Annotated in this window: 14 protein-coding genes; 8 read left to right on the top strand and 6 right to left on the bottom strand. The window is 56.0% G+C overall.

The window, feature by feature from the left end; genetic code table 11:
• Window positions 1-513 precede the first annotated feature (513 nt).
• Genes BLR97_RS19000 through BLR97_RS19010 form a run of 3 tightly spaced genes read left to right on the top strand, consistent with a single transcriptional unit; the run spans window position 514 to window position 4,551 of the window.
• The gene (locus BLR97_RS19000; protein WP_089708426.1) at window positions 514-1,287 is read left to right on the top strand and encodes a GntR family transcriptional regulator; all 774 of its coding nucleotides are present in this window, start codon (window positions 514-516) and stop codon (window positions 1,285-1,287) included.
• The gene (locus tag BLR97_RS19005; RefSeq protein WP_089708428.1) at window positions 1,284-3,176 is read left to right on the top strand and encodes a sensor histidine kinase; all 1,893 of its coding nucleotides are present in this window, start codon (window positions 1,284-1,286) and stop codon (window positions 3,174-3,176) included. The genes BLR97_RS19000 and BLR97_RS19005 overlap by 4 nt, the downstream gene beginning before the upstream one ends.
• Window positions 3,169-4,551 carry a sigma-54-dependent transcriptional regulator gene (locus BLR97_RS19010; protein WP_089708430.1) on the top strand — a complete coding sequence of 461 codons (1,383 nt, stop codon included), beginning with the start codon at window positions 3,169-3,171 and terminating at the stop codon, window positions 4,549-4,551. The genes BLR97_RS19005 and BLR97_RS19010 overlap by 8 nt, the downstream gene beginning before the upstream one ends.
• On the opposite strand, the gene BLR97_RS19015 is transcribed toward BLR97_RS19010, so the two are convergent.
• The 3 genes from BLR97_RS19015 to BLR97_RS19025 all read right to left on the bottom strand — a co-directional run bounded on the left by BLR97_RS19015 (window position 4,527) and on the right by BLR97_RS19025 (window position 7,223).
• A complete protein-coding gene (locus tag BLR97_RS19015) occupies window positions 4,527-5,198 on the bottom strand; it encodes a metal-dependent hydrolase (protein WP_089708432.1) in 672 nt (223 codons plus the stop codon). The two genes, BLR97_RS19010 and BLR97_RS19015, sit on opposite strands and share 25 nt — an antisense overlap.
• A gap of 89 nt (window positions 5,199-5,287) precedes the next feature.
• Complete coding sequence (locus tag BLR97_RS19020) at window positions 5,288-5,836, bottom strand: gamma carbonic anhydrase family protein (protein WP_089708434.1); 549 nt, start codon at window positions 5,834-5,836, stop codon at window positions 5,288-5,290.
• A 46-nt stretch (window positions 5,837-5,882) separates the two neighbouring features.
• Window positions 5,883-7,223, bottom strand: a complete 1,341-nt coding sequence (locus BLR97_RS19025; RefSeq protein WP_089708436.1) for a sodium-dependent transporter — start codon at window positions 7,221-7,223, stop codon at window positions 5,883-5,885.
• Between the two features lie 162 nt (window positions 7,224-7,385).
• Here BLR97_RS19025 and prlC point away from each other — a divergent pair, with 162 nt between their 5' ends.
• The 4 genes from prlC to BLR97_RS19045 all read left to right on the top strand — a co-directional run bounded on the left by prlC (window position 7,386) and on the right by BLR97_RS19045 (window position 13,293).
• Window positions 7,386-9,434 (top strand): oligopeptidase A, encoded by a 2,049-nt coding sequence (gene prlC / locus BLR97_RS19030; protein WP_089708439.1) that lies wholly within the window; start codon window positions 7,386-7,388, stop codon window positions 9,432-9,434.
• Between the two features lie 53 nt (window positions 9,435-9,487).
• A complete protein-coding gene (locus BLR97_RS19035) occupies window positions 9,488-9,745 on the top strand; it encodes a YheV family putative zinc ribbon protein (RefSeq protein WP_089708440.1) in 258 nt (85 codons plus the stop codon).
• A 273-nt stretch (window positions 9,746-10,018) separates the two neighbouring features.
• On the top strand, window positions 10,019-10,999 hold the full coding sequence (locus BLR97_RS19040; protein ID WP_089708443.1) for a TAXI family TRAP transporter solute-binding subunit: 981 nt from the start codon (window positions 10,019-10,021) through the stop codon (window positions 10,997-10,999).
• A gap of 92 nt (window positions 11,000-11,091) precedes the next feature.
• Complete coding sequence (locus BLR97_RS19045; RefSeq protein WP_089708444.1) at window positions 11,092-13,293, top strand: TRAP transporter permease; 2,202 nt, start codon at window positions 11,092-11,094, stop codon at window positions 13,291-13,293.
• Window positions 13,294-13,382: 89 nt separating this feature from the next.
• On the opposite strand, the gene metF is transcribed toward BLR97_RS19045, so the two are convergent.
• A complete protein-coding gene (gene metF / locus BLR97_RS19050) occupies window positions 13,383-14,225 on the bottom strand; it encodes a methylenetetrahydrofolate reductase [NAD(P)H] (protein ID WP_089708447.1) in 843 nt (280 codons plus the stop codon).
• Window positions 14,226-14,367: 142 nt separating this feature from the next.
• On the opposite strand from metF, the gene BLR97_RS19055 reads away from it, so the two are divergent.
• Complete coding sequence (locus tag BLR97_RS19055; RefSeq protein WP_089708448.1) at window positions 14,368-15,303, top strand: AEC family transporter; 936 nt, start codon at window positions 14,368-14,370, stop codon at window positions 15,301-15,303.
• Here BLR97_RS19055 and ligB read toward each other — a convergent pair.
• On the bottom strand, window positions 15,300-16,976 hold the full coding sequence (gene ligB, locus BLR97_RS19060) for an NAD-dependent DNA ligase LigB (RefSeq protein WP_089708450.1): 1,677 nt from the start codon (window positions 16,974-16,976) through the stop codon (window positions 15,300-15,302). The two genes, BLR97_RS19055 and ligB, sit on opposite strands and share 4 nt — an antisense overlap.
• Before the next feature lie 138 nt (window positions 16,977-17,114).
• The coding region (locus BLR97_RS19065; protein ID WP_170833063.1) for a methionine adenosyltransferase domain-containing protein at window positions 17,115-17,588 on the bottom strand (474 nt) is incomplete at its 5' end.

The raw sequence follows: 17,588 nt of genomic DNA on the forward strand, positions 1-17,588 counted from the left end.
GTTTTCATGACCGCTTGCCTTGATATTTGGTGATTTATCACCCTCATCGGCAAGCGCCCACATGAATTACCTGATCAAATTATTAAAGAGCAATCGCTTGCGGGCCGATACAACATGACGTGGCCGCTGCTAAGCGAGGAAGACGTATTCTACGCACTTCGCTGTGCTTGTCAATCACTGATTGGCAGAAGCGAAGGAAATAATCGACCTGCTTTTCCTTCTAGCCATTTGCCTAACCACCTGACAAACCAAGGTTTTTACACCTCATCCACCGCTGGCAACGCCGTGCGTCCCCGGCAGCGGATGCGTACTTTACGGCTTCACGGCCTCGTTGGCAAGGGGGTTGGGGAAATCTAACTACCGACGGACACCCCTAAGTAAAGACGTCAACGTCATCCACCATAGAAGTTAGTTTGATTTATAAACACTCATCTCTCTGCCCCTCCGAACGGCTCTTGAGTTCATTACGTAACGACTCTATTGTTGGTCTTACCAATTTCAGGAGCCGTTATCATGAGCTACCCACAGCTCCGCCAACAGCGCTTGGCTGATGTCATCACCGAGCGCTTAGAGGCCATGATTTTAGAGGGCAGTCTAAAACCTGGGCAACGGCTACCGCCTGAGCGCGAACTTGCCGAACGGTTTGGCGTATCGCGCCCTTCGTTAAGAGAAGCCATACAAAAATTGTCGGCTCGCGGCTTACTGACCAGCCGCCAAGGGGGAGGTACCTTTGTTAACGAATCGCTGAACAGTGGCTATACCGATCCCTTATTAGAAATGCTCTCTCGCCACAAAGAGTTCCACTTAGATTTATTAGAATTCCGCGATGCCATGGAAGGCATTTCGGCTTACTACGCGGCATTGCGCTCGACCCCAGCCGATAAAGCCGTTCTTATACAACGCTTTGAAGAGCTCGACGGAGGATTCATTGGAACCGACCCCGCTCAAGAAGCAAAGCTAGATGCCGCCTTTCATCTTGGGATTGCGGAAGCGGCTCACAATGTCCTACTGCTGCACACCATTCGCGGGATTTTTCACCTACTAGAGCAGAGTATCGTCGATAATTTAGCGCATCTTTTTGCCAAACCTGACTCACGCAGCCAACTAATGAAGCAGCACCGCGCTTTGTTGGATGCCATCTTAGACGGGCGTCCAGAAGACGCACGCGCACGGGCACACGAACACTTGGTGTTTGTTGAAGAAGGGCTACTCGAAATGGCGCGCGCTGAAACACGTGCCCAGCGGGCCTTACGCCGCGCGCAAGGAACGAGTTCGACACCAGCATGAAGGTATCTTTTTTGCGTTGGCGGCACCTGTGGTTAGTCGCTGCCCCTCTGGGACTTGCTTTATGTATGTGGCAAGCATCGTTAATCGCCCGGGAGCAAGCGTTGTCCAGCCTTCAAGAAGAAGCGGAAAACGAACTCCGTCTTTCGGCCGCTAACCTAAACGGCTATTTATTACGCTACGATTACCTGCCCCAAATGCTCGCGACACGTGAGGGTGTACAGCGCTTTCTTACCTCGCCGAAAAGCCAAGACCCCATGCCACTCAACTTGCTGCTTGACCGCTTTCGTTTCACCTCGGGCGTTTCTGACGTTTACCTACTAGACCGCCATGGCGACACCATTGCCGCCAGCAACTGGCACCGTCCAAACACATTTATCGGTCAAAACTACGCTTTTCGTAGCTATTACAGCGATGCGATCGCAGGAGGGCAAGGCCGTTTTTACGGTCTTGGCTTGCAATCTCAAGAGCGCGGGTATTATTTCTCAGCCCCCGTGTGGCTGGATGATACCTCTCCGGACGCACGCCCCGATGGCGTCCTTGTCGTTAAAGTATTGCTTAAAGACGTTGAGGAGAGTTGGGCAGAACAGGAGTCAACGCTGTTTGTTACCGACAATGACAATATTATTTTTCTCGCCAGCCAGCCGGAACTGCGCATGAAGGCCCTCCTTCCGCTTTCCGATGAACAGCGCCAAACCTTGCATGAAACGCGACGCTATGGCCAAGAACCACTGCCCCCGTCAAGCATCCAGATGCAAGCCGTGCATGATAACCATAGCCAAGTAGTGACTTTCCAAGAGGGCCCGCTAAGTGACGAGCATTACCTGAATCTAACTCGCGAAATACCCGAGTTTGACTGGCAAATGCATATTCTCAAACCAATGCGCCCGGTGGTGAGCGCGCAGTGGATGGCCGCGCTGATGGTGGGCGGTCTATATGGCATCGTTGCCCTGGCCGGCGGTATTGGATGGCAACGCCTGCGCCTGCGCCGCGAGCGAGAAACCTTTGCCGAACGCGAACGACAAACGCTAGCCCGTGTGCGCGATGAATTGGAAATGAGCGTTGAACGACGCACCCGTGACCTCGTCGCCAGCAACCAACGCTTATCTGATGAAATCGACGAGCGTCGACGCGCCGAAGCCAATCTACGTCAAACCCAAGATGAATTGATCCAAGCCGCTAAGCTTGCGGTATTAGGCCAACTGGCAGCGGGCATCAACCATGAGCTCAACCAACCATTAGCCGCCATTCGCGCCTACAGCGAAAACGCGCGGCGCTTTATCGCGCTCTCGCGCGTAGAGCAAGCGGATGCCAACCTAGAGCAAATCATCGAACTTACTCATCGAATGGCTGATATTAGCGCTCAGCTGCGCCAATTTTCCCGTAAAAGCAGTGACCATTCTGAGACGATCTCCGTACAGGCGTGTATCGATTACGCTTTACGCCTTTTCCATACACGCCTTCGAGACGACCTTGTGCACGTTGAGCAACGCTGGCCCGACGAGACGCTCTGGGTGAAAGGCGACTTGGTACGCTTGGAGCAAGTACTGGTCAATTTAATCAGCAATGCGCTCCAGGCCATGAAACAAACCACCACGCCACAGCTTACCCTTAGCGCCCAAGCAAACAACCAGGAGGTAGTGATCTGCGTTACGGATAACGGCCCTGGCATTCCAGCCCACTTACTTGAACAGGTTTTTGAGCCGTTTTTCACTACCAAAGCACCGGGTAGCGGGCTAGGCTTAGGGCTTTCTATATCCTCGCGTATCATGGACGATCTAGGCGGCAGACTTCAGGCGACCAATCTGTCAACAGGTGGCGCTTGTTTTACCATTACACTCCCCCTCGCCGCGTCCCCGCGAGCTACTCAGGAGATTCAATCCGATGCATGAGCCGTCAACGCTGCCGGTCATGGTGATTGACGACGAACCGCATCTGCGCATCACCGCAAGCCAAACGCTTGAACTCGCCGGTTACACACCGCACTGCTTTGAATCCGCCGAAGCAGCCTTAGCGGCGCTACCCGCTAACTTTCCCGGCGTGATTGTCAGCGACATTCGCATGCCGGGCATGGACGGCATGACGCTGCTCCACGAACTTCACCGTCGCGACAGCACCTTGCCGATCATTTTGATTACCGGGCATGGTGATATTTCAACGGCGGTTGAAGCCATGCGCGCCGGCGCGTGGGACTTTTTGGAAAAACCTTTCGCCGGTGATGAGTTGCTCGACGTGGTGCGACGCGGTATCGAAAAGCGCCAGCTCAGCCTGGAAAATAATCGACTTAAGGCAGAGCTTGAGGCTCAGCAAGCCGCCCTTGGCCCTCGGTTAGTGGGGCGAACGGCGGTGATTTCCAGGCTTGCGGCGATGATTCAGCGCATTAGCCAAGTGGAAGCGGACGTACTGCTGTTCGGCGAAACCGGAACCGGTAAGGATCTCGTCGCTCGGGCAATTCATGAGCGCAGCGCCCGGCGCAACTACCCGTTCATGGCAATTAACTGTGGTGCTGTGCCCGAAAACACCATCGAATCTGAGTTGTTTGGCCATGAGAAAGGCGCATTTACCGGAGCCGTCGAACGGCGAATCGGCAAGTTTGAGCACGCAAACGGCGGTACGGTTTTTTTGGATGAAATTGAGTCCATGCCGTTGGCCCTGCAGGTCAAACTGTTGCGCGTGCTGCAAGAACGTCATGTTGAGCGTTTAGGTGCCAATGAAGCGATACCGCTCGACATACGCGTCATTGCCGCGACCAAGACCGACCTTAAAGCGGCGGCTGAGGCAGGAGACTTCCGAGAAGATCTTTATTACCGGTTAAACGTGGTGACCTTACCATTACCGGCATTAAGAGAAAGGCGCGAAGACATCCCGCTACTTTTTCAGCATTTTGCCGTCGTGGCCGCCAACCGAAGCGGCCTAGAAGCCCCCACCATCGATAGCCAAGGCATTGCCAGCCTGCTCGCCCACGACTGGCCAGGCAACGTGCGCGAATTACGCAACTTGGCAGAACGTTACGTGTTGCTCGGCGCTGCCTTCGATTACCGCCTCGACACGCTACTGGAAGGGGCTCAGGCAGACACTCAGGAACCCACACTACCGCGCCAGGTCGAGCTATTCGAAAAAAGCCTGATCAGCCAGTCGCTGTCTCGCCATCATGGGCGTGTCACCGAGGTATGCCAGCACCTGGGCATCCCTCGCAAAACGTTTTACGACAAGCTGAAAAAACATGGCCTCCACGCGGACGATTACCGCCACAGCAGCGAGCCCTGAGCGACCAGCTCGCCCAGCACGACCCATGGGGGCAGCCAGGGCCACAGGGGCAAAATCGCAATCATCATCAGCCAGTTCGACATCGGGCGTCGGCCATCGCCCAGCTTCAGCGCCGTACCGAAAGAGCGCTTGAGCCGCGCGCCCTCTAAATCGACGCTATAAAGTTCGTCCAGCGTCAAATGCACGATGAACCCCAGCCACACGGCGCCGCCGTGTGACCAGGCAAGCCAGGGGGGCTGCGCCAGCAGTTGAAAGCTCACCGCGGCGGTCAGCAGCGCGCAAAGCAGGCTGGCCAGCAGTGAGTGCCAGATGCCTCGGTGGACGGTAAAGCGTGAGAACGAGAACCCGCCAAGGTAACGAACCGCCAGGTAGATCCCACCGCAAGCCACCAGCAGTTGGCCTGACGACAGCCAGGGCTGCAGCAACAGCACCCCCAGCACCAGCGCGGGTATGGATAAAATATTGAAAATCAGGCGAATTGAGTGCGATCGGTCAGCATCTATGTCGGGCAGGATACCGCCAAACGCGGTCAGCGCCATCACCAATAACGCCTGGGAAGGCGCCCACCACTGAGCCTGCCAGCCAGCATAAGCCAGCAGCATTCCACCTGCAGTAGCCACTGTGATGTGGGTGCGAAAATTCGCCATATCGCGCTCGACCAGGAAACTGTATAAATTAACAGATTCCCGGCCAGCACAATACGGGTTGCCAAGAAAAAAGCGGGGGAATGAAGCGCTTAAGTAACGTTTGGCTCAGCGAGGAAGCGGTCTTTCAGTTTGACGTAGTTACCTGCAGTATAGCTAAAAAACGCCCGTTCCTTATCTTTCAGTGGGCGCATTGGCTTGGCCGGATTGCCTCCGTAAACGTAACCGCTTTGCAGGTGTTTCCCCGGCGTGACCACAGCGCCAGCGGCGATAATCACCTCATCTTCCACCACGGCACCGTCCATCACAATCGACCCCATGCCGACGAGAATACGATTACCTAGCGTACAGCCATGCAGAATGGCTTTATGGCCAATGGTCACGTCATCGCCGACGGTGAGCGGGAAACCATCCGGGTTAAAGTCGCTCGCATGGGTGATATGCAGCACACTGCCATCCTGTACGCTGGTACGAGCGCCGATACGGATACGGTGCATATCACCTCGAATGACCGTCATGGGCCACACCGAACTGTCATCGCCTAACTCGACGTCACCAATCACCACGCTGGCCGAATCAATAAATACTCGTTCGCCTAAACGCGGCGACACACCGTTAAAGCTTCTCAACGCACTGCTCATTATATTCTCCTCGTTTTATAAGAGGGGAGGACGCCCGTCGGCATCACTATAGCAACCCACTGAGTAGCACTATAAGCGTCAGCGGAATAGACACCCAGCGGATCACGGCACGCCACCACTGATAGCCCCGTTCACCAGCCCCCAGCGCGGTCATCACCGTGTCGCGAGGTAATACCCAAGCGGCAAATATCGCAATCAGCAGCCCCCCAAGGGGCAAGAAAACATCCGGTGGGATACTGCTGACCAGCTCAAATACGTTGCGGCCTAAAAACGGACGAAAATCCGCCAGCGTAGAGAACGATAACGCTGAGAGCAGGCCAATCAGCCATACGCTCAGCGCCACCACCGCGGTGGCTCTACTGCGCCGCCAGCCTAGTCCCTGCAATGTGGCCACCATAGGCTCGGCTAGGTTAATCGCCGAGGTCCACGTCGCCAACAGCAGCAGCAAAAAGAACAAGCTCAGCCATAACGATCCCCAAGGCAGTTCAGAAAACGCAATCGGCAGAGTAACGAACATCAACCCGGGGCCATCGGCGGGATCCATACCCTGGGCAAACACCACTGAAAAAATGGCGATGCCGGCCAGTAACGCCACGCTAATATCCAACACCGCGACCGCGACAGCCGCCCGCGGTAGGCTTTGTTCATCCGGCATATAGGCGCCATAGGCCATCAATGCGCAGGCACCCACCGCCAATGTGAAAAAGGCATGCCCCATGGCGTGTACGACTATGCTAGGCGTTAACGCATCGAAGGAAGGCAAAAACAACCAGGCAAGCGCCGTACCAAAACCATCGGTAGTTGCAGCATAGCCTGCCAGCAGCAAAAGCAGCCCATACAGTAACGGCATCAACAGGTTATTGAGCCGTTCTAAGCCTTTGGCGACACCCGCCGCAACCACCGCCATGGTCATCAATAAAAACAGTGAGTGATTAAAAATGAGTAACCCTGGGTTGTCCAAAAAGGCCTCAAAACCAGCACCGATATCCGCCGCACTGGCTCCCTCAAAATTACCGTTAATGGACGCCACAAGAAATTCAATCGACCAACCGGAAACCACCGAATAAAACGACAGTATACAAAACACTGTAAAGGCACCAAAAAGGCCCAACCACCGCCAGTGGCGCGAGGCACCAGCCTCTACGGCCAAGGCCCCCAGAGATTGCATAGGACCTTGACGCCCCGCTCGGCCAATTAAAATTTCCGCCATCATCACGGGAATACCGAGTAACAACACAAACGCTACGTAGACTAATAAAAAGGCGGCCCCGCCGTTTTCACCCGCCACGTAAGGAAAGCGCCAGATATTACCTAACCCCACCGCAGCACCCGTCACCGCCAGGATAAAGGCTCGCTTTGACCCCCAGCGTTCTAGCGTTTTACTCATCAATGGCTCCCGCCGTGGTGGCATAAAAACAGGCAAGACTAACAGGCGCAGGGCCGAAGGCAAGCCAAGCGAGCGCCTTAGCATTGAAACAGCGCCCGTTCGCCCGCACTCTGTCAGCATGAAGGCGTATATTGCGCCCTATCGATCCCCGAAGAGGTGCCTATGTCCCGCAATCCGTTGCTTGAGACTCACTCGCTCCCCCCGTTCGCCGATATCAATGCGGAGCACGTGGTCCCAGCGGTTGAAACGCTGATTAGCGAAAGCCGTGACACGATTGACCGCCTTGCTCAGCAAGCCGCCGCGACGACGCCCACATGGGAGAATTTTGCCGAGCCTTTTGAAGCCGTTAACGACCGACTGACCCAAGTATGGTCGCCGGTTTCACACCTCAATGGCACCATGAATAGCCCTCAGCTGCGCGAAGCGTATCAAGCCTGCCTAGAGCAACTGTCTGCTTTTAGCACCTGGGTGGGGCAACACGAAGGCCTGTTTCACGGCTGGCAAGCGTTGAAAGAAGGATCGGCGTGGCCACAACTGGATATCGCCCAACAACGCGCCGTCGACAATGCGTTACGCGATTTCCGCTTGGCCGGTGTCGATTTACCCGCCGATCAAAAAGCCCGTTACGGTGATATTCAGGCGCGCCTGTCAGTATTATCCAACCAGTTTTCCAACAACGTGCTGGACGCCACTCAGGCCTGGCATAAAGACGTTGAAAGCGCAGACACTCTGGCAGGTGTACCCCAAAGCGCGCTGGATACGCTGAAGGCGACCGCCGAGGCTAAAGGCGTCACGGGTTACCGCATCACACTCGACTTTCCTTGCTTCTTCCCAGTGGTCAGTTATGCCGATAACCGCGAACTGCGCCGTGAAGTGTATACCGCCTTTGTGACCCGAGCGTCTGACAAGGGCCCCGATGCGGGTAGCTTCGACAATGCGCCGATTCTTGAAGAAATATTGGCGCTGCGCCAGGAGTTGGCACATCTACTTGGCTTCGACACCTACGCCGATTATTCACTCGCTACCAAGATGGCGGACTCGCCTGAACAGGTACTGACCTTCCTGACCGACCTTGCGCGCCGCGCGGTTCCTCAAGCCAAGCAAGAATTTGCTGAGCTAAGCGAGTACGCGCGCGATGAACTCGGCATTGAGACACTTGAACCCTGGGATGTGGCCTACGCCAGTGAAAAGCTACGTGAAGCGCGTTACGCTATTTCGCAAGAACAGTTACGTCCTTACTTCCCCGCCCCCCAAGTCGTAGACGGGTTATTTCAGGTGGTGGAACGTCTTTACGGGGTGCGCTTTACAGAAGATAACCAGGTGCCGCGCTACCACGATGACGTGCGCTTTTATTGGATCACCGATAATGACCAGCCCATTGCGGGCTTTTATCTTGACCTCTATGCGCGGGAAGGCAAGCGCGGTGGTGCCTGGATGGCGGATTGCCGTGTGCGTCGTCAAACGGAGAGCGGCTTGCAGCTGCCCGTCGCGTTTCTCACCTGTAACTTTACGCCCCCGGTCGACGGTAAGCCGGCCCTGCTGACTCACGATGAAGTAACCACGCTGTTCCACGAGTTTGGCCACGGTCTGCACCACATGCTCACCAAGCAGACCATTGCCGATGTGTCAGGTATCAACGGGGTTGCCTGGGATGCCGTTGAGCTGCCCAGCCAGTTCATGGAAAACTACTGCTGGGAACGCGAAGGCCTCGACCTGATTGCTCGACACGTTGACAGTGGTGAAACCCTGCCCGAAGCATTGCTTGAGCGCCTGCAAGCGGCGAAAAATTTCCAATCGGCGATGGGCATGGCCCGCCAAATTGAGTTTTCACTGTTTGACCTGCGCCTGCACCATGAGCTTGAAGCGCCAAGCGCCAGCGACGTTCAGGCACTGCTGAATGAGGTTCGCGACAGCGTTTCGGTGGTGCCCACCGTCTCATTTAACCGCTTTCAAAATAGCTTTGGGCATATTTTTGCTGGCGGCTACGCAGCGGGTTATTACAGCTACAAGTGGGCAGAAGTACTATCTGCCGATGCCTGGAGCGCCTTTGAAGAGGCCGGCATTTTTGACCCGACAACGGGCCAACGCTTCCGGCGGGAAATTCTAGAGCAAGGCGGCGCACGAGATGCCGCCGAGTTATTCCGCGCGTTCCGCGGCCGCGAGCCCAGCGTCGAGCCACTGTTGCGCCACAGCGGCATTCGCGCTGCCTAACCTGCACAACCTAAGCGCGGCTGTCTTATGGGCCGCGCCTTTGGAGCTTTATTATGTCTAGTGTGAAACGTTTTATCGCCGGCGTGACCTGCCCGCGGTGTGCCGCGATGGATCGCATTCGTGCCTGGGAGCAAAACGGAATTCGCTACCGGGAATGCGTGAGCTGTGATTTTTTTGAGCAGCTTCCTATCGAAGACGACGCACTTGCCGAGCTCACTACCCGCGTCAATCAACCCCGCTCTGAGCCCACGGACAATGAGATCCAGCCAGTGCGGATTATGGATCCTGACCACAAGCCTTCGGACTCATAGGTATCGAAGGGCCACCGCACCGCCTGTTAAACGCCATCACATGTGCGGATTTACGCACAGATAATAACGCAAAGCGTGCGTATTACCAGACACTCCGACACTACACTTATTCGACTAACGTTGAACGAATAAAATATAACCTTTTGTTTTTAAAATAAAACAACCTTATTGGCACGACAATCGCTCTAGTTTATTGCTCTCCGCTGATGGCGTCGGTTTGCTGTACGACCATCAGCGCGTTAATAACCTCAATAACGACTAGGGAAATACGCCATGCGCAATTTTAAACCGACCACAATGGCATTGCTGACAAGCGGCGCACTGCTCGCTGCCGGTAGTGTCCAAGCGGATCGCTCAGAGTGGCCCGATAACTTTACCGTCGGCACAGCTAGCCAAGGCGGCACTTACTTTGTTTACGGTTCCGGCTGGGCCAACTTTATTGCTGACGAGCTAGACGTTTCAGGCGGCGGCGAAGTTACCGGCGGCCCGACCCAAAACCTGGCACTGGTTCACGAAGGTAACGCTGCCTTCGGTCTCACCACTATGGGTCCTGCGGCTGACGCGGTGAATGGCGAAAGCCCTCTCGCCCCCGGCTTAAAAATGGACAACGTATGCGCCATGTTCCCGATGTATGAAACACCGTTCTCTATCACCACCTTGGCTGATAGCGGTATCGAGTCCATCTCCGATATTCCCGACGGTGCACGCATTGGTTTCGGCCCAGCGGCCTCAACCTCTGACACCTACTTCCCAGCGATGCTGGAAGAGCTAGGCGTCGACTTTGAACGCCGTAACGGTGGCTGGTCGGATCTCGGCGGCCAATTGCAAGACGGACTGCTGGACGTTATCGCCTTCGCTGCCGGCATCCCCATCCCCGCGGTTAGCCAGCTTGAAGTTCAAACCGATGTGAACATCATCGAGTTCAATGAAGAAGAGCTGGAAATCATCAAGGAAAACTTCCCGGTCGCGGAATTCTCCATTCCTGCTAGCACTTACCAAACCCTGGAAGAAGACGCCCGCGCCGTTTCCATGTGGAACTTTGCCATCGCCGGCTGTGACCTGCCGGAAGACTTTGTTTACGAAGTCACCAAGGCCACCATGGAAAATAACGATCGCATGATGTCGGTTCACCGCAGTGCGGCCACCACCATTCCGGAAAACATCAAGCACAACACTGTACTGCCTTTCCATCCGGGTGCTGCACGCTGGTACGAAGAAAACGGCTACGAAATTGATGAAGCGCTAATCAAATAAGGCTTTATCGTTGTCGTCTGCCCCGCGCCAACCCAGGTTGGGCGGGGCAGTTTTAGCTAATGCCCCTTTGTTTGCTGTGAGGGTGAACTCTAATGAGTCACAAAACCGACCAAGAATCCAACGGCCTCAAGGATGATGCCCAGGCTACTTCATCCGCCTCTGAGCTACTCGCCGAAGGTGTCGATGAAGAGATTGTTGAATCCAACCGCCGCCTTTTTACCGGTTGGCAGTTTTTCTTATTTGCGGCGTTAGCCATTGCTTACTCAAGTTTTCACCTGATTTCACTCAACGTGTATCCCATGGAAACTTGGTCGTTTCGTATCGTGCATATTGCCGGTGCGCTTATTCTCGGTTATGGGCTATTTGCCGGGGCCCGTTTTGCCGAAGACGATCGTCAGGCGTCAGGTGCTTGGCTGAAGTGGGCGAGCTACGCGCTGCTTATTCCCGCCGCCTATACACTGGCGCAAGTGTTCTTAATGCACCAAACGCTCAGCGGCAGTGCCATGCGCATCGATCCCAATATAGAAAACTGGCACTACGGTTATCCGCTCATGGCGACGACGGCTGTTGCGGTTGTGCTGTCATGGTTTTATCGTCAAGCTCGCCATCGCTTTAACCCTGCCGACTTGGTTCTTATGGTTTGTGCGGCCGCCAGTGCCGGCTATTTGCTGGTGGCATTCAACACCAATATCCGTATGTCGACCGGTACGTCCTTTGCCCCGTCAGGTATTTCCTGGGCGGCGATTGCTGGCTCCATGTTGATATTGGAACTAACCCGCCGGGTGGCCGGGTTGGCATTAGTGGTCATTTCGGCGGTCTTTCTCAGCTACGTTTTTGCCGGCCCCTATTTACCCGGTTTTTTGGGCTACCCCGGCCTGTCGCTGCAGCGCTTCTTTAGCCAAGTGTATACCGATACCGGCATACTCGGCCCAACCACCGCGGTTTCATCGACCTACATTATTTTGTTCATTATTTTTGCCGCTTTCCTGCAGGCGTCTAAAGTAGGCGACTATTTTGTTAACTTTGCGTTTGCCGCCGCAGGCCGTGCCCGGGGAGGCCCGGCGAAAGTGTCTATCTTTGCTTCGGGTTTGATGGGCATGATCAACGGCACGTCAGCCGGCAACGTGGTATCCACTGGCTCGCTGACGATCCCATTGATGAAAAAGGTTGGTTACCCTGCACGCAGTGCCGGGGCCATTGAAGCGGCCGCCTCGACCGGCGGGCAAATCATGCCGCCGATTATGGGCGCGGGTGCCTTCATCATGGCGGAAGTAACGGGTATCCCGTATACCGAGATTGCCATTGCCGCTATTATTCCAGCGATCCTTTACTTTGCATCCGTCTACTTCATGGTCGATTTTGAAGCGGCGCGCAAAGGCATGCGAGGCATGCGCGAAGACGAGATACCGCTGTTCTCAAAGCTAGTGAAACAAGTCTACCTGTTTGCGCCGATTATCATCCTGATCGTCGCACTGTTTATGGGCTATTCGGTCATTCGCGCCGGCACCTTGGCCACCGCTTCAGCCGCTGTTGTCAGCTGGATTTCGCCGAACAAAATGGGCCTGCGCGCCATTTTGAGAGCCCTACAACTAGCGGGCACCATGTCGATTCAAATTATCGCGGTGTGTGCCTGTGCCGGTTTGATCGTCGGGGTTATTTCGTTGACCGGCGTGGGCGCGCGCTTCTCGTCGTTACTGTTAGGTTTGGCGGGCGTTAGCCAACTACTTGCCCTGTTCTTTGCCATGTTAATCAGCATTATGCTGGGCATGGGCATGCCGACCACGGCCGCTTATGCCGTTGCCGCTTCGGTCGTGGCACCGGGTTTGATCAACATCGGTATTGAGCCGCTGGTTGCCCACTTCTTCGTGTTCTACTTTGCGGTGGTCTCGGCGATTACGCCGCCGGTCGCCCTAGCCTCCTACGCGGCGGCAGGTATCTCCGGGGATAACCCCATGGGTACCTCGGTCGCCTCGTTTAAAATCGGCTTGGCCGCGTTCATCGTGCCGTTCATGTTCTTCTATAGCCCGGCCATGCTGATGGAAGGCTCCGCCATGCAAATACTCCGTGTGGGCGTTACCGCGACGCTAGGCATCGTGTTGCTCTCGGGGATGGTGCAGAAGTGGTTCTTCGGTCCGGTGAATACACTGCAGCGCGTGGTAATGCTTTTGGGCGCGCTGTTTATGATTTACGGCGGCATTTATTCCGATGTAGCCGGCCTGGTGATTGGCGCCGTCCTGTTTATTATGCAGCGTAAGCAGCACGGCGGTGGTAATAAATCGGCTCAAGCCGGCTAGTCGATTTAAGCCGCTAAACGCCAAGGGCAAAAAACCCCGCTTAACGAACGTTAAGCGGGGTTTTTCGTCAGCGCGGCGAGATAAACTGATTAGTCTGTCAGATTATCGACAATCTTCAGCACCGGCGCGGCTTGGTTTAGCGTGTAAAAGTGCAAGCCTGGCGCGCCGCCATCCAGTAAGCGCTGGCAGAGACGGCTCACCACATCGGTACCAAAGGCGGCAATGGCTTCGCTATCGTCGCCGTAAGATTCCAGCTGCTTGCGAATCCAGCGCGGGATCTCGGCACCGCAGGCGTCCGAAAAACGCGCAAGCTTGGTATAGTTAGTAATCGGCATAATGCCGGGAATAATCGGCTGCTCGACACCGAGCGCGCGGGCTTTATCGACGAAATTGAAATAGGCATCGGCGGTAAAGAAGTACTGGGTGATCGCCATATTGGCACCCGCATTCATCTTGCGGGCAAAGTTTTCCACATCCCTATCGAGGTTGGGGGCCTGTGGATGAGATTCCGGATAAGCGGCCACGGCAATATCAAAATGGTCGCCAGTTTCATGACGGATAAATTCGACCAGCTCATTGGCGTAGCGCAGCTCACCGATGCTCGCCATGCCGGAGGGCATATCACCCCGCAGCGCCACCAAGCTATCGACCCCTTCTTCACGATACTGAGCCAATAGATCCCGCAACTGGGCTTTTTCGCTGCCAATGCAGGAGAGATGCGGGGCGGTGGTGATCCCGCTCTGACTGACCTTGCGCACTATCTCGCGTGTACGCGCCTGGGTGGAACCACCGGCCCCATAGGTCACCGAGAAAAAACGAGGGTTGCGGGCAGCCAACTCATCGCGAACGTGGATTAACTTCTCTCTTCCTGCATCGGTGCCGGGCGGAAAGAATTCAAAGCTAATACCTAACGGATGCTCTTGACTGCTCATGGGATTTCCTCGACTAGCGTTAAAGTGGTGATATTTTGCGTTATTCTCGCTTTTATGCCGCGCAGGGGCCAATGAAAGATTCCACGTTTGGCCTTTAATTCGGCTCATGTTAAACGTCTATATAACTTATCGGGGAACCGTCATGGACTTAGCACCCAGCGCTTTAATGGGGCCACTACTAATGCTGTTGGGATATGTCGGCTTAGGCTGGATTGCCGCACAGCGCTTGAAAATAGACCCACGCCCGATTGCCACGCTGTTGGTGTACCTGATTGCACCGCTGACGATTTTCCGTGCCCTAATGAACGGCGGCCCGACGGCTGAGTACCTAGTGTTAACCCTAGCGCTGTTTATTCTGGTGAGTACCATGGCGCTGCTAGTTCGCCGCGTCACCCAGCATCGCTTTGGCCCACAGGAAGGGGCGCTGTTGGCGTTCTCTTCCGGCACCGGCAATACCGGCTACTTTGGCCTTCCGGTGGCGCTGATTCTGCTGCCACCCGAAGGTGTGACACTGTATTTATTTTGTATGCTGGGGATCAATCTCTACGAGTTTACCGTCGGCTTTTACTTAAGCGCCCGCGGGCATTTTTCCATGCGCCAAAGCCTGATCAAAATTGCCCGGTTACCGCTTATCTACGCGTTTTTATTCGCGCTGTTGCTGAATGCGCTAAACATTACGCTACCCGCTTCGCTGATGGGCTCACTGGATGTTTTCCCGGCCACTTATACCCTACTGGGCATGATGATTATTGGCATGACGCTGAGCCAAGTGACGTTTTCCGCCTGGGATTCGCGTTTTGTGGCGACCTGCGTGGGGCTGCGTTATCTGCTCTGGCCCCTGGTCATGCTGGCGGCGGTGCTGCTGCTCCAATACCTAGGCCCACTTTCGCCTGAGCTGGGCATGGCACTGCTGCTGCTGGGCGTGGTACCCATGGCGTCCAATGTGGTGGTGGTCGCCATGGAGCTGGGTATTCAGCCACAAAAAGGCGCGTTAGCCGTGCTGGTCACAACGTTGCTCGCGCCGCTGCTGATTCCGCTTTATCTGGGTTTGATGCTGCGCTTGACGGGGCTGGGCTAAAAACCGGCAACGCCAGCCTGCTCTAGCTTATGCGCCATGCGCTGCACTTCTGGGTGGCTGAAAAACGCCACCAGCGCGTCAGCGCGCACCGGGCCGACGCCGGGAACGGCTTGCCACTGCTCGCGCCGGTAGTCCGCCAAATCATACCAATCCCCGCGTACCAATTCGCTACCCGGCGGTGCCCCCAGCGCACTTAGCCAAGCCGCAAACGGCTTGCCGCGAGCGACTTTAAACTGCTCCATTAACGCATCAGCGGTGGTCTCACCAATGCCGTAGGCCTGTTGCAGTTGGCGTGGCTCAACATCCAGCCAGTCGAGTAACTGGGTGACCACGCCCGCCTCTAGCAACGCTTGCCAGGTGCCTTCACCAATCCCCTGCATGTCCAACTGCTCGCCAAGATAGCTAAGCCGCGCCAGCAGTTGGGCATCGCAGCCTAGGGTTAATTTAAAACAGCTAAGCATATGGTAGCGCTGGGGTGACGGCGGGGTCAGCGGCGAGCGCTCCTGGGTATGCCACACGACCTCGGTTAACTGGGGGATCGTTAACCCCGCAAGCGTAATCGCCACTTGGTCGCCGGGGCGAACATCCAGTGATTCCCAACGCTCCAATGAGCCCAGCGAAACCCGTCTGATACGCCGCCCCTCTAGCTGTACCGGATTGAGCCATACCAGCGGCGTCACACGACCAGTACGCCCAACACGAAACTCAATGCCCCGCACTTCGGCCAGCGCCTGCTGGGCGGGATATTTCCAGGCAATAGCCCACTCAGGAGGCGACGATGACCAACGGCGCACGCCGGGTCGCTCGGCTTGCTTGATCACCACGCCGTCAGTGGCAAAGGGTAGTGGATTGTTGAACCAGCTATCCCGCCAGTAGGCGGCGTCACGCCGATCATCCAGTGCATGGGTATAGTCAGCGGTATCGAAGCCCAGCGCCCTTAGCCGCGCTAAACGTTCCTGCATTTCTTTTGGCCCATCTGGCCAACCCCAAACGAATAGGCTAATGCGCTCGAGGGTGGCCTTGGCGGGGGAGGATTGCGCCATTGCTCCCGCCACAGCGCCCCGGGCGCCTGTCGTCGGGTTACGCGACTGAATATGGTCGGTTAAACGCCAGTACAGTTCGCCTTGGAGTACCGCCGAGATAGGATCAGGCAGCGAATTGGGAACAGCGGGAAGCTGTCGGGCACGGGCCGTCCAGTCCTGGCCCCGTTCGCCATCGCCCCGGCTAACGGCTTCGACCAGTTCCCCCTCTTGATAGCTCAACGTGACCGCAACGCCGTCAACCTTGGGCTGGATCCACAGGTCTTCGCGGCGGCTGGTATAGCGCCTAACGCCGTCGTCATCGGCTTTATCGAGCCCGCGTTGCGCCGCCGGATGGTCAAGCGTACCGCTGCTACGCGTCACCCGTGTCAGAGGGCGATGATCGGGGGTCTCACCCAAACAGCGCTGCCAGGTAGCCAGACGCTCCACGGCCTGGTCATAAAGCGCATCGTCGATCAGCGCGACGCCCTCGTCGTGGTAGGCCGTGTCCCAGCGTCGAACCTGGTCGGCCAGCGCTTGGCTTTCGTGGCTTAAGCGTTCCTGCGACCAATCAGGGCAGTCCCCCGCCTGTGCGGAAAAAGTGACAAGCCCGATAAGACCACCCATCAACCAGGTGACAATTGCTCCTGACATGCTGCCTCCAGACATTCCGCCCCCCTTACCAGTACTAATAATGATCGGCAAACACGCCTAGCCTAGCGCAATGAGCATAAAAAAAGCCCCCGGCCGGAGCCAAAGGGGCGATCTCTTACAAACAGTGTAGCGAATGGCTTACAAAGCGGCTGCCTGACGTAGTGCATCGGCTTTGTCAGTGCTCTCCCACGGGAAGGCCGTGAAGGTTTCGACGTGCTCCGCGCCTTTGCTATCTTTCCAACGATAGCTGTGCTCAAACGGTGCGCGACCGAAGTGGCCGTAAGCAGCGGTCAGTTGATACATCGGGTGTAGCAGGTCAAGCATCTTGGTGATCGCGTAGGGACGCAGGTCAAAGTGCTCGCGTACCAGATCGACTATGTGTGCGTCGCTCACCTTACCGGTGCCAAAAGTGTCGATCGATACGGAGGTCGGCTCCGCCACGCCAATCGCGTAGGAAATCTGAATTTCACACTTGTCAGCCAAGCCCGCCGCCACGATGTTTTTGGCCACGTACCGCCCCGCATAAGCGGCACTGCGGTCGACCTTGGAAGGGTCTTTGCCCGAGAAAGCCCCACCGCCGTGGCGCGCCATGCCGCCGTAGGTGTCGACGAT

It is taken from the genome of Vreelandella arcis, assembly GCF_900103865.1.
Taxonomy (GTDB): Bacteria; Pseudomonadota; Gammaproteobacteria; order Pseudomonadales; family Halomonadaceae; genus Vreelandella; species Vreelandella arcis.